This is a genomic window from Streptomyces massasporeus, from assembly GCF_014648995.1.
Lineage (GTDB): Bacteria > Actinomycetota > Actinomycetes > Streptomycetales > Streptomycetaceae > Streptomyces > Streptomyces massasporeus.
Genome location: NZ_BMSE01000016.1, coordinates 18876 through 31537 on the forward strand (window position 1 = coordinate 18876; position 12662 = coordinate 31537).

The 12662-nt window shown below is 73.6% G+C and carries 10 protein-coding genes and 1 pseudogene; 6 read left to right on the forward strand and 5 right to left on the reverse strand.

Annotation, left to right across the window (positions count from 1 at the left end; genetic code table 11):
• Positions 1-69: 69 nt before the first annotated feature.
• A complete protein-coding gene (locus IE153_RS41925; protein ID WP_229829244.1) occupies positions 70-351 on the forward strand; it encodes a hypothetical protein in 282 nt (93 codons plus the stop codon).
• Here the strand turns inward: IE153_RS41925 and IE153_RS29210 are convergent.
• The 3 genes from IE153_RS29210 to IE153_RS29220 are packed head-to-tail and all read right to left on the reverse strand — an operon-like array spanning position 314 to position 6905.
• Positions 314-1078: an SDR family NAD(P)-dependent oxidoreductase gene (locus IE153_RS29210; protein ID WP_189592788.1), complete on the reverse strand. Its 765-nt coding sequence runs from the start codon at positions 1076-1078 to the stop codon at positions 314-316. The genes IE153_RS41925 and IE153_RS29210 overlap by 38 nt on opposite strands.
• Positions 1079-1110: 32 nt before the next feature.
• Positions 1111-1932: an Fpg/Nei family DNA glycosylase gene (locus IE153_RS29215; protein ID WP_189592789.1), complete on the reverse strand. Its 822-nt coding sequence runs from the start codon at positions 1930-1932 to the stop codon at positions 1111-1113.
• A 59-nt stretch (positions 1933-1991) separates the two neighbouring features.
• Positions 1992-6905, reverse strand: a complete 4914-nt coding sequence (locus IE153_RS29220; protein WP_189592790.1) for an ATP-dependent helicase — start codon at positions 6903-6905, stop codon at positions 1992-1994.
• 225 nt (positions 6906-7130) lie between these two features.
• On the opposite strand from IE153_RS29220, the pseudogene IE153_RS29225 reads away from it, so the two are divergent.
• The 3 genes and pseudogenes from IE153_RS29225 (at position 7131) to IE153_RS29235 (ending at position 9018) form a co-directional block, all read left to right on the forward strand.
• Positions 7131-8060 (forward strand): annotated as a pseudogene (locus IE153_RS29225) (AraC family transcriptional regulator).
• A complete protein-coding gene (locus IE153_RS29230) occupies positions 7985-8710 on the forward strand; it encodes an AzlC family ABC transporter permease (protein WP_189592792.1) in 726 nt (241 codons plus the stop codon). The pseudogene IE153_RS29225 and the gene IE153_RS29230 overlap by 76 nt, the downstream one beginning before the upstream one ends.
• Positions 8707-9018: an AzlD domain-containing protein gene (locus IE153_RS29235; protein WP_031103517.1), complete on the forward strand. Its 312-nt coding sequence runs from the start codon at positions 8707-8709 to the stop codon at positions 9016-9018. The genes IE153_RS29230 and IE153_RS29235 overlap by 4 nt, the downstream gene beginning before the upstream one ends.
• A 33-nt stretch (positions 9019-9051) precedes the next feature.
• On the opposite strand, the gene IE153_RS29240 is transcribed toward IE153_RS29235, so the two are convergent.
• Positions 9052-9996 carry a hypothetical protein gene (locus tag IE153_RS29240; RefSeq protein ID WP_189592793.1) on the reverse strand — a complete coding sequence of 315 codons (945 nt, stop codon included), beginning with the start codon at positions 9994-9996 and terminating at the stop codon, positions 9052-9054.
• Positions 9997-10076: 80 nt separating this feature from the next.
• Here IE153_RS29240 and IE153_RS29245 point away from each other — a divergent pair, with 80 nt between their 5' ends.
• Together IE153_RS29245 and IE153_RS29250 are read left to right on the forward strand one after the other, a co-directional pair.
• Positions 10077-10271, forward strand: a complete 195-nt coding sequence (locus IE153_RS29245) for a DUF3046 domain-containing protein (RefSeq protein WP_189592794.1) — start codon at positions 10077-10079, stop codon at positions 10269-10271.
• A gap of 294 nt (positions 10272-10565) precedes the next feature.
• On the forward strand, positions 10566-11837 hold the full coding sequence (locus tag IE153_RS29250; RefSeq protein WP_189592795.1) for an AI-2E family transporter: 1272 nt from the start codon (positions 10566-10568) through the stop codon (positions 11835-11837).
• A gap of 34 nt (positions 11838-11871) precedes the next feature.
• Here the strand turns inward: IE153_RS29250 and IE153_RS29255 are convergent, their stop codons facing one another.
• On the reverse strand, positions 11872-12426 hold the full coding sequence (locus IE153_RS29255) for a hypothetical protein (protein ID WP_189592796.1): 555 nt from the start codon (positions 12424-12426) through the stop codon (positions 11872-11874).
• Between the last annotated feature and the right edge of the window lie 236 nt (positions 12427-12662).

A 12662-nucleotide genomic window follows, 5' to 3' on the forward strand; every position in this document is an offset into this window, starting at 1 on the left:
GGGCGGAGATATACCCGCCGCTCGGCGCGCACGGCTGCGCCGCGTGGGCGTCGGCTGGAGGAGGCGGTCATGGCGGGGATAGCGCGCTGGGGGGTGCGTGGGGCCGCGCTCGGGATGGGAGCGCTGTGGTGGTGGGCCGCGCTGCGGCTCGTGACCGTACCCGGGGCGGGGGCCCTGGAGGCCGCGGTCGCGGCCGGGGGCTGGGGGTTGAGCGTGCTACCCGTGCACTGCGTGCCCAAGGGGCAGGCGCGGGGAGTCGTGAGGGCGGGGCGGTGGCGGCGGATCTGGGCGGCCGGGGTACGGAGGGGCGGTGTCACCACGGCATCGCCACGCCCCCGTTCGGGCGGATGATCTGGCCCGTGGTGAAGGCCGAGGCGTCGGATGCCAGGTGGAGCACGGCGTGCGCGATGTCCTCGGGCTCGCCCACACGGCCCAGGGGCGACATGCGGGCCATGACGGACTCCGTGTGCGCCTGGGCCTCACTGTCGTGCCGGTCGGTCATGGGCGTGCGGATCCAGCCCGGGGCTACCGCGTTGACGCGGATGCCGTACCGGCCGACCTCCGTCGCGAGGGTTTTCGTCAGCTGGACCACGGCCGCCTTGGCCGCGCCGTAGCAGAGCAGCCCGGGGCCGCCCGTGTCGACGGCGCCCGAGGCCATGGTGACGATGCTGCCCCGGGTGCCGCGGGCGATCATCAGGCGGGCCGCCTCCTGGCAGGCGTACAGGACTCCCTTGAAATTGACGTTCAGCACCCGGTCGAGGTCCTCGTCCCGGGTCTCCAGCACAGGGCTGCTGTGCATGATCCCGGCGACCGCGGCCAGGGCGTCCAGATGCGCGCACGAGCCGAGGGCCTGCCTCAGCCCGGCCCGGTCGGTGACGTCGAGGGTGTGGGTGCGGGCGGTGCCGCCACCGTCCTTGATCAGGGTCTCCGTCTCGTGCAGGCCCTCGGCGTCACGGTCCGCGCAGTGCACGGTCGCGCCCGCCTCGGCGAGCAGAAGCGCCGAGGCGCGGCCGATGCCGCTCGCGGCGCCGGTGACGAACGCGGTGCGGCCGCTGAGGTCGTACGCCGTGACGGGCATACAAGGACCGTACGAGCGTTTCTGACGGGTCGTCAATTGGTGTGCCCGCGCCGGGTCGGGGCGGGGGCGGGGCCGGGCTGGCAGGTGGGGCACCAGTAGGTCGGACGTTCGCGGGAGCCGTCGCCCTGGTCGGCGACGCGGATCGAGGTGCGGCAGCGCAGACAGGGGCGCGGGGCGCGGCCGTAGACGAAGAGGTCCTGGCCGCGGCGGCCCGTGGTGCTGCGGATGGGGCGGTCGCGGTTGGCCTCCAGCAGCTTCTTGGCGAGCGCCGGCAGCTTCGCGGCCCGGTCGGGGGGCAGGTCGCCGGCCGGGAGCCAGGGGGTGACGCCGAGCAGGAAGCAGATCTCGCTCTTGTAGACATTGCCGACGCCGGCGAGGTTGCGCTGGTCGAGCAGGGCCTCGCCGAGTTCGCGGGCGGGGTCCTGGAGGACGTTGGCGAGGGCGCGGCCGGGGTCCCAGTCCGGGCCGAGGAGGTCGGGGCCCAGGTGGCCGACCGCGCGGTGCTCGTCGCTCGTGCGCAGGAGTTCCAGGACGGGGAGGCGGTAGCCGACGGCCGTGCGGTCGGGGTTGCCGAGGATCGCGCGGATCTGGTGGCCGGGGCCGCCGCTCCAGCGCTGGCCGTTTCCGTACACCTTCCAGGAGCCGTCCATCCGCAGGTGGGAGTGGAGGGTCAGACCGCCCTCGATGCGGGTGAGGAGGTGCTTGCCGCGCGGGGTGACGTCCAGGACCGTGCGTCCCGTGAGATCGGCCGTGGCGAAGCGGGGCACCCTGAGGTCGCTGTGGGTCAGGACCTTGCCCGCGAGGGCGTCGTGCAACCGCCTCGCGGCCTGCCAGACCGTGTCACCTTCGGGCATGGGTCAAGGGTGGCACGGTCGACGCGCGCTCGGTCGGGGTGGCCGTGGGTGGGTGGTCGTCATGCGCGCAGGCGGAGTCCTCGGGGCGTCGCGATGAAGCCCGCTCCTTCCAGAAGGGTGCCGATGGGGGAGGTCAGGGCTTGTGCGCCGTTGACGCGCTCCACCGTGACCGTGCCGAGCGAGCCCGCACGGGCGGACGCGGCGAGGGCTTCGGCGGCGCTGCCCAGGCGGGGGTCGGCGGACGGGTCGCCGTCCGGGTCGGCGGGCCAGGCCAGCAGGGTCTTGCCACCCCGCTCCATGTAGAGCGTCAGCTCACCGTCGACGAGCACCACCAGGGAGCCCGCTTTGCGGCCCGGCTTGTGCCCGGCGCCGGTCGGCGGCTCGGGCCAGGCCAGGGCGGCGCCGTAGGCGTTCGCCGGGTCGGCTGCGGCGAGCACCACGGCCCGGGAGGCGCCGTCGGGGCGGGTACGGCGGCCTAGGGACCCCTGGTCGTACCCTGCGCGCCCCCCGTTCTGCCAGGGCGGGGCGGCCTGGGGGTAGTCGCGGGGCGAGACCCACTCGCCCGGGGACGGGTCGGGGGTGGCGAAGGAGGCGTCCAGGTCGGGGAAGCCGTCGGGGCCGGGGTCGCCGGTGTGGTCGTGGGAGGGGGCGGAGTCGTCCGGTCCGGCGAAGTCATGGGCCGGGAACGGGTCGGGTTCGATGCCGGGCGGCGGGCCGGGCAGGTCCTGGCCGCGGTCGCGGGCGTTGGACACCGCGCGCAGACGGTCCACCGCGCCGTCCATCGCGAACTGCGCGGCGCCGAGCCCCTCCACCACATAGCCGCGGCGGGCCTGACCGCTCTCCTCGAAGACCGACAGGACGCGGTACGTCGCCGAGAAGCCGCCCTCGACACCCTCCGCCGAGACCGCGCCCCTGGTGACGACGCCGTGCCGGTCGAGCAGGGTGCGGGCGAGAGCGTGGGCCCTGACGGTGGGATCCGGTTCGTGGGCCGGGAGCAGGGACCAGCGGCCCGCGACCGTCGGAGGGCCGGAGCGGGACGCCGTGCGGGCTGCGGCCGTCAGGGAGCCGTAGCGGCCGCGCGGCATCGAGCGCTTGGCACGGTGGGCCGTGGAGCCCGCGGTGCGGCCCGAGCCGAGCAGGGAGCGCATGGGGGTGAGCGTGTCGTTCGTCAGGCGGCCGGACCAGGCCAGGTCCCAGAGGGCGTCGGCCAGTTGGGGATCGCCGGCCTCGGGGTGGGTGGTGGCGCGGACCTGGTCGGCGATCTGCCGGAAGAACAGGCCGTAGCCGCCGGAGAGGGTGTCCAGGACGGACTGGTGCAGGGCGGTCAGCTCCAGCGGATGCGGGGGTGGCAGGAGCAGGGGTGCCGCGTCCGCCAGGTAGAGGGAGACCCAGCCGTCCTTGCCGGGGAGCGAGCCCGCCCCGGCCCAGACCACCTCTCCGGCGGCGGTGAGCTCGTCCAGCATCGCCGGGGTGTAGTTCGCGACCCGGGAGGGCAGCACCAGCTTCTCCAGGGCGGACGCCGGCACGGACGCGCCCTGCACCTGCTCGATGGCGCGGACCAGACCGTCGATGCCGCGCAGGGAGTGCCCCTTGCCGATGTGCTGCCACTGGGGGAGGAACTGGGCGAGCGCGGCCGGGGGGACCGGCTCCAGTTCGTGGCGCAGGGCTGCCAGGGAGCGGCGGCGCAGCCGGCGCAGTACAGCGGCGTCGCACCACTCCTGGCCGATCCCGGCCGGGTGGAACTCGCCCTGGACGACCCGGCCCGCCGCCGAGAGCCGCTGGAGGGCGCCCTCGGTGACGGCCACGCCCAGACCGAAACGGGCCGCTGCCGTGGCCGAGGTGAACGGGCCGTGGGTGCGGGCATAGCGCGCGAGGAGGTCACCGAGCGGGTCCTTGACGGGTTCCGTGAAGGCTTCCGGGACTCCGACCGGCAGGGCGGTGCCCAGGGCGTCGCGCAGGCGGCCCGCGTCCTCGATCGCCGCCCAGTGGTCCCTGCCCGCGATCCGGACCCGGATGGCCCGGCGGGTGCCCGCCAGGTCCTGGGCCCACTGCGGTTCGGCGCCCCGCTCGGCCAGTTCCGCGTCCGTGAGCGGGCCGAGGAGGCGGAGGAGGTCCGCGACCCCCTCGGCGTCCTTGACGCGGCGGTCCTCGGTGCGCCACTGGAGCTCCTGCTCCAGCTCGGTCAGCACCTCCGTGTCGAGCAGCTCGCGCAGCTCCGCCTGGCCCAGCAGCTCGGCCAGCAGCCGCGAGTCCAGCGACAGGGCGGCGGCGCGGCGCTCGGCCAGCGGGGAGTCGCCCTCGTACAGGAACTGGGCGACGTAGCCGAAGAGGAGGGAGCGCGCGAAGGGGGAGGGCTCGGGAGTGGTGACCTCGACGAGGCGGACCTTGCGGGACTCCAGGTCGCCCATCAGCTCGACGAGCCCCGGCACGTCGAAGACGTCCTGAAGGCACTCGCGGACCGCCTCCAGGACGATGGGGAACGAGCCGAACTCACTGGCCACCTGCAGCAGCTGCGAGGCGCGCTGCCGCTGCTGCCACAGGGGGGTGCGCCGGCCAGGATTGCGGCGCGGCAGCAGCAGCGCGCGGGCGGCGCACTCGCGGAACCGGGAGGCGAACAGGGCGGAACCGCCCACCTGGTCGGTGACGACCTGATCGACCTCGCCCTTGTCGAAGACGACGTCCGCCGCGCCCACGGGCGCCTGTTCGGCGTCGTACTCCCGGCCCATCTTCACCGGCTCCTGGTCCAGCAGGTCCAGGCTCATGAGATCGGCGTCCGGCAGGCGCAGCACGATGCCGTCGTCGGCATGCATGACCTGCGCGTCCATGCCGTACCGCTCGGAGAGCTTGGCGCCGAGCGCGAGCGCCCAGGGGGCGTGCACCTGGGCGCCGAAGGGGGAGTGCACCACCACGCGCCAGTCGCCGAGCTCGTCGCGGAAGCGCTCCACGACGATCGTCCGGTCGTCCGGGATGTGGCCGCAGGCCTCGCGCTGCTCGTCCAGGTAGGAGAGCACGTTGTCCGCGGCCCACGCGTCCAGGCCGGCGGCGAGGAGCCGGAGGCGGGCGTCGTCCTTGGGCAGCGAGCCGACCTCGCGCAGGAACGCGCCCACCGCCCGGCCCAGTTCCAGCGGGCGGCCCAGCTGGTCGCCCTTCCAGAAGGGCAGCCGGCCCGGCACGCCGGGGGCCGGGGAGACCAGGACGCGGTCGCGGGTGATGTCCTCGATGCGCCAGGAGCTGGTGCCGAGCGTGAAGACGTCGCCGACGCGGGACTCGTAGACCATCTCCTCGTCGAGCTCGCCGACCCGGCCGCCACCCTTCTTGGGGTCGGCGCCCGCGAGGAAGACGCCGAAGAGACCGCGGTCGGGGATCGTGCCGCCGGAGGTGACGGCGAGGCGCTGCGCGCCGGGGCGGCCGGTGATCTCGCCGGTGACCCGGTCCCACACCACGCGCGGGCGCAGCTCCGCGAACGCGTCGGACGGGTAGCGGCCGGCCAGCATGTCGAGGACCGCCGTGAAGGCCGACTCGGGCAGCGAGGCGAAGGGGGCCGCCCGGCGGACGGCGGCGAGGAGGTCGTCGAACTGCCACGAGTCCAGGGCCGTCATGGCGACCACCTGCTGGGCCAGGACGTCCAGCGGGTTCGCGGGGACCCTGAGCGACTCGATGGAACCGGTGCGCATGCGCTCGGTGACCACCGCCGCCTGCACCAGGTCGCCGCGGTACTTCGGGAAGACCACACCGGTGGAGACCGCGCCCACCTGGTGCCCCGCCCGGCCCACCCGCTGCAGGCCGGAGGCGACGGAGGGCGGCGACTCGACCTGGACCACCAGATCCACCGCGCCCATGTCGATGCCCAGTTCGAGGCTGGACGTGGCCACGACCGCGGGCAGGCGCCCCGCCTTGAGGTCCTCCTCGACCAGGGCCCGCTGCTCCTTGGACACCGACCCGTGGTGGGCACGGGCGATGACCTGGGGGGCGCCCTGGGCCGCTCCCGAGCCGCCCATGAGCTCGGCGGGGGAGTGGTGCTCGTCGAGGGGCTCGCCCGTGGCCCGTTCGTACGCGATCTCGTTCAGGCGGTTGCAGAGGCGCTCCGCGAGGCGGCGGGAGTTCGCGAAGACGATCGTGGAGCGGTGAGACTGGACGAGGTCGGCGATCCGCTCCTCCACGTGCGGCCAGATGGACGGACGCTCCGCGCCCTCCTGGCCGTCCGCCACCGGGGAGCCGCCCAGCTCGCCCAGGTCCTCGACCGGGACGACCACGGACAGGTCGAACTCCTTGCCCGACTCCGGCTGGACGATCTCCACCTTGCGGCGCGGCGAGAGGAACCGGGCCACCTCGTCCACCGGGCGGACCGTCGCGGAGAGGCCGATGCGGCGGGCCGGCTTCGGCAGAAGGTCGTCCAGCCGCTCCAGGGAGAGCGCGAGATGGGCGCCGCGCTTGGTGCCGGCGACCGCGTGCACCTCGTCGAGGATCACCGTGTCGATGCCGGTCAGGGCGTCGCGGGTGGCCGAGGTCAGCATCAGGAACAGCGACTCGGGCGTCGTGATCAGGATGTCCGGCGGGCGGGTGGACAGCGCGCGGCGCTCGGCGGCCGGGGTGTCGCCGGAGCGGATGCCCACCTTGACCTCGGGCTCGGGCAGGCCGAGCCGTACGGACTCCTGGCGGATGCCGGTCAGCGGGCTGCGCAGGTTGCGCTCGACGTCCACCGCCAGGGCTTTCAGCGGGGAGACGTACAGGACGCGGCAGCGCTTCTTGGGGTCGGCCGGGGGAGGTGTGGAGGCAAGCTGGTCCAGGGCGGCCAGGAAGGCCGCCAGGGTCTTTCCGGAGCCGGTGGGGGCGACGACCAGCACGTCCGAACCCTCGTGGATGGCCTGCCACGCACCGGCCTGGGCCGAGGTGGGCGCGGAGAAGGCACCCGTGAACCAGGCGCGGGTCGCGGGTGAGAAGCCGTCCAGGGCTCGGTGCGCATTGCTGGGCATGCGTCCATCGTGCACCTCGGCACTGACAACGGGGCTTCGCCGCCTTGTCCCCCCGGGGGTGCGCGCCGGGATGGGGCGGGGGTGGGCCTGGCCTTCGGGGACGCGCGCCGGGGATGAGGCGGGGGTCGCTCCGGCCCTCGGGGGTGTGCGCGAGGGACGAGGCCGGGGCGGCCCCCGGCCCATGGGGGTGTGCTCCGTCGTCCGCCGACCGCGGACAATGGTCGTATGAACGAGCTCGCACGGCACTGGCAGTACGACGAGCTGCCCGGGGTCGATCTGCTGCGGGCCCGGTACGTGCGCAAGACGTTCGTGCGGCACACGCACGAGAACTTCGTGATCGCCGCCATCGCCGACGGGGTGGAGGTCTTCCACCACGGAGGGGGCGACCAGTACGCGGGGGCAGGGGCCCTCGCACTGGTGAATCCCGATACGCCGCACACCGGGCGGGCCGGGGTGCCCGAAGGGTGGCGGTACGGAGCCGTATACCCGCCGGTCGACGTGGTGGCGGAGATCGCGGCCGAGACGACGACGCTGCGCGGGACGCCGGGGTTCGTCAGCCCGGTGATGGACGATCCGTACGCCGTGGGGCTCGTACACCAGGTGCTGCGGGCAGCGGACGAGGGCAACGCGCTGGCCGCGGACACCCTGCTGCGGGTGGCGGTGACCAGGCTGCTGCGGCTGAACGGCGGACCCATGCCTCGGCGGGAGGTGCGCACCGCGGGAGCCCGGATCGCGGCACGCGCGCGTGGCGTGCTGGAGGAGCGCATGGCACGGCCGCCGACCCTGGACCGGCTGGCGACCGATCTCGGAACCAGCCCGTTCGCCCTGCTGCGGGCCTTCCGGGACACCTATGGCATGCCACCGCACGCCTGGCTCACGGACGCGCGCGTACGCCGGGCGCGGCGGCTGCTGGACACCGGGACGAGCCCCTCCGAAGCCGCCGTGACCGTCGGATTCACCGACCAGCCCCACCTCAACCGGCACTTCAGCCGGATGGTCGGTGTGCCTCCGGGGGCGTACCAGCGGGAGCGCAAGAACGTACAAGACCTGGGGTAGCCGGGGTCCGTAGCGTGCGGGGTGTGGCAGATCGGACAGCTCTCGAAGACGCAGACATCGGTGCGAAGACGGACCGGGCCGTCGTACGCGACGCCCTAGGAGTCGGGGTGGCCGTCGGGCTGTCCGGGTTCGCCTTCGGGGTGACCTCGGCCGGCGGCGGACTCACGCTGCTGCAGACGTGCGCGCTCAGTCTCCTGGTGTTCACCGGCGCCTCCCAGTTCGCCCTCGTGGGGGCCCTCGCCGCCGGGGGCAGCCCGTTCACCGCCGCCGCCGGGGCCTTCTTCCTGGGCGTGCGGAACGCCTTTTACGGCTTGCGACTGTCGCAGCTGCTCGCACTCCCGCGCGCGGTGCGGCCGTTCGCCGCACAGTGGGTGATCGACGAGACCGCAGCCGTCGCGCTCGCCCAGCCCACGCGCCGCACCGCACGCCTCGGGTTCGTCGTGACCGGCCTGAGCCTGTACCTCTTGTGGAACCTCACCACGCTGCTCGGCGCCCTGGGCGCCGAGGCCATCGGGGACACGGACGCATGGGGCCTGGACGCCGCCGGGCCCGCGGTGTTTCTGGCGCTGCTCGCGCCGATGCTGAAGACCGGCACCGAGCGGGCCGTCGCCGGGCTCGCCGTGCTGCTGGGGCTCGGGCTGCTGCCCGTGCTGCCCGCCGGGGTGCCGGTGCTGCTGGCCGCCCTGGCGGCGCCGGCCGTGCTGTGGGCGGACGGCCGGCGCCGCGGGGGACAGGGGGACGCGCGGTGAACGTCTGGATCGCGATCGGGGCGACCGTCCTCGGCTGCTACGCCGTCAAGCTGGCCGGGCTCCTGGTGCCCGCCGGGGCCCTGGAGCGGCCCGTCGTCAAGCGCCTCGCCGCGCTGCTGCCCGTCGCGCTGCTCGCGGCCCTCACGGCCCAGCAGACCTTCGCCGACGGCCAGACGCTGGTGCTGGACGCGCGGGCCGCCGGGCTGGCCGCCGCGGCCGTGGCGCTGCTGCTGCGCGCCCCGTTCCTGCTCGTCGTCGCCGCGGCCGTCGTGGTGACCGCGGGGGTGCGGGCCATGGGGGCGGGATGATCAGTCGACGGCGGGCGGGATCGGACGGGATGATCAGTCGACCGCGCGGCCGTACGCGCTGAGCACGCGCAGGGCCTCGATCGTCACGAGCGGACGCGCCTCCAGGGCGGGGGCCGGGGCCCAGTGGCGCCACCCGACGGGCCAGCCGCCGTCCTCCTGCTGCTGGGCCGCGAGGTGGTCCAGGGAGCGGGCCATCTCGTCGTCCGTGAACCACGCGCGCGCGAGTGAGCGCGGCGTCCGCGCGTAGTCGTACGGGAAGTGGTGCTCCCCCGGGGCGTAGCCGGGGGACACCGGATACGCGTCGAGGCCGTCGGGGTCCAGGGCCGCGAGGCGGTGTTCGCGGACCAGGCGGCCGAGACGGTCGGCGGCCGCCTCCGCGCGCGGGCGATCGGGGGCGGAGTCCAGGAAGGTCACGGCGGCCTCGATCTCGTACGGATGCGACGTCTCCAAGGACTCGACCGCCCGCCAGCAGAAGTCCGTGGCCCGGAAGAGCCACGCGTGCCACACCTCGTTGCGGTGCAGCAGCCCCACCACCGGCCCGGTGGCCAGGAGGTCGCTGGGCGGATCGTCCACCACCGGCACGAAGGGGGCCGTGGGGTAGTCGCGCTGGCTGGGGTGGATCGCCGGGAGGGCGCCGTCCGCGGTGGAGACGGACGTCAGGTAGCGGCAGATGCGTTCCACGCGCTGGCCGGCGCAGCGTCCGACCGCGTCCAGGACGCGCAACGCGTGCGCGGTGTGCAACGGCTGGCTGACCGGACCGCGCAGATCCGGCTCCAGCGCGTGGCCGTACCCGCCGTCCTCGTTGCGGTAGGCGTCCAGGGCGGTCTCCACCGGGTCGGCGGCGGCGCCCCGGAAGTGGTGGGCGAAGCGGCGCTGCTCGAGCACGCGCGCGGTGAGCCAGACGAAACGCTCCGCGCGCGAGACGGGGCTGTGCGGCGGGGGCGTCGGGGGGAATTCGGTAGCTCCTGTTTCGGCCATGGGTCAGACCGTAGGGCGCGAAGCGGCGCCGGCAGGCGGTCCCGGCCCAGGCCCACCCCCAGGGGCGGGATACTGGGGTCATGCGGTTGACGGTCTTCTGGCAGCGGATGGCGGAGCACTTCGGTGCTGGTTACGCCGAAATGTTCGCGCGCGACCACGTGATGTCCGAGCTGGGTGGGCGCACGGTGCACGAGGCCCTGGCGGCCGGCTGGGACGCCAAGGAGGTCTGGCAGGTGGTCTGCTCGGTGATGGACGTGCCCCGGGAGAGGCGCTGACCGGCTGTCGGTCGCCGATGAGCCGCGGTGACCGCCGGGCGGTGGGGCGGGCTGCGTGGGCGACGGTCGGGCGATGGGGCGGGCGGCTTCGGCGGCCACCGGCCGTTGGCGCGGACGGCTTGGGTGGCCTTGGCCTGATCGGCCGACGGCAGCCCTGGTGACCGGTGACTGACCGGGCCGTATGGCCTTGGGCACCACCGGCCTGACCAGCCGACCGGCCTCGGACATCGCCGCCCGGTCACGAAGATCGCAGCCGGGCAGACGCCTGTCGGTGGCGTGGGCGAGACTTGGACCGTGGCACCCACTGACGAGACCGGGCAGGCAGCCCAGCAGTCCTCCGCTTCCGGCACGACGCCGCCCGTCCGGCCCCCGGTCGGCGCGGTCGGGACGAACGGCCGCATGCCGCGCTGGCTGCCGCGCGCCATGGTGCTCGCGCTCGCTCTCGTCGCCGCGTTCCAGCTGGGCAGCTGGGCCTTCCACCAGCTCACCGGCCTGCTGATCAACATCCTCATCGCGTTCTTCCTGGCACTCGCCATAGAACCCGCGGTGAGCTGGATGGCCTCACGCGGCATGCGCAGGGGGCTGGCCGCGTTCATCGTCTTCATCGGCGTGATGGTCGTGTCGGCCGGCTTCGTCACCCTGCTCGGTTCCGTCCTCGCGGACCAGATCATCAAGCTGATCGAGGGTTTCCCCGAGTACCTCGACTCCGTCATCAACTGGATCAACACGCACTTCAAGACCGACCTGAAACGCGTCGACATCCAGGAGGGCCTGCTCCGCTCCGATTGGCTGCGCAACTACGTCCAGAACAGCGCCACCGGCGTCCTGGACGTGTCAGCCCAGGTCATCGGGGGCCTCTTCCAACTGCTCACGATCGCCCTGTTCTCGTTCTACTTCGCCGCGGACGGCCCCCGACTGCGCCGCGCGATCTGCTCGGTCCTGCCGCCCGCCCGCCAGGCCGAGGTGCTGCGCGCGTGGGAGATCGCCGTGAACAAGACCGGCGGCTACATCTACTCCCGCGGCCTGATGGCACTGATCTCCGGTGTGGCGCACTTCGTCCTGTTGCAGGCCCTGGACGTGCCCTACGCGCCCGTGCTCGCCGTGTGGGTGGGCCTGGTGTCGCAGTTCATCCCCACCATCGGCACGTATCTCGCGGGCGCCCTGCCCATGCTGATCGCGTTCACGGTCGATCCCTGGTACGCACTGTGGGTCCTGATCTTCGTCGTGATCTACCAGCAGTTCGAGAACTACGTGCTGCAGCCCAAGCTGACCTCCAAGACCGTCGACATCCACCCCGCCGTCGCCTTCGGCTCGGTCATCGCCGGCACCGCCCTCCTCGGCGCCGTCGGCGCGCTGATCGCCATCCCCGCCATCGCCACGCTCCAGGCGTTCCTGGGGGCGTACGTGAAGCGCTACGACGTCACGGACGACCCCCGGGTGCACGGCCACCGCCGACGAGGAGAGGGACCGGGCCTGCTCACGCGTGCGAGGACCTTGTGGGCGCGGCGACCGGGGGCGGAACGACCCGGGGACGGGGGCTCCGGGTCCGGGGAGAACTCCTCCTGAGAGGTGCGAGCTGAGAGGGCGAGCCATCGGGCTCCTACGGCGTCGCCACCGTCAGAAGACTCCGCCGCTCGTCGGGCGGGATGAGCCCGTCCGGCAGCGTCCGGTCGTCGAGCAGACCGCGCACCAGGTCGGCGTGCTCGGCGAAGACGGCCCGGCAGAGTGCGCGTTCCGGGTGGTCGCGGTCGCTGCCCAGGAACCGGATCGCCTGCTCACTGCCTCCGTCGACGGGATGCGAGAGCTCAGCGACGACCAGCAGGACCTCGACCAGCTCGGCCCGCACCGGCACGGCCGGATCGGCGGCGAGACGGAGCAGGAACGGCAGGGCCGCCGGCATGGCCGGCCCCATGCTGAAGGGGCTGTCCATCAGGACGACGCAGAGCACCCGCTCGGCCTCCCGAGCCGCGACCGGATCGAGCAGGCCGCGCAGGAGGGCCGGGACCCCGGCGGGGCACTCGGGGAAGTCGGCCCAGGCGATGTCGTCGCAGCCGCGCAGCTCGGGGTGATCCGATTCCGCCCGCGATGCCGACGGAAACTCCTGGAGGAACCGTGCGACGGCGGCTTCCTTGCCCGCCGCGGTGATCCGACACATCCGTCTCTCCCCCTGAGTGCGCGGCGTCGCGATCAGGGTAGGCGGTGCCGCGTGGTGCGCTTGACACTAAAATCGAACATCCATTCTCATGGAGGCACCGGCGAAGCTCAACGAAGGGCATTTCGACGTACTTTGGGTAGAGAAATGCCCGAGTTATCCACAGGCCGGACGTGCGTCGGGGCGCATTGTCAGTGGCAGGCGTTAGCGTCTTTGACGTGAAGCGATCGACTCAAGCA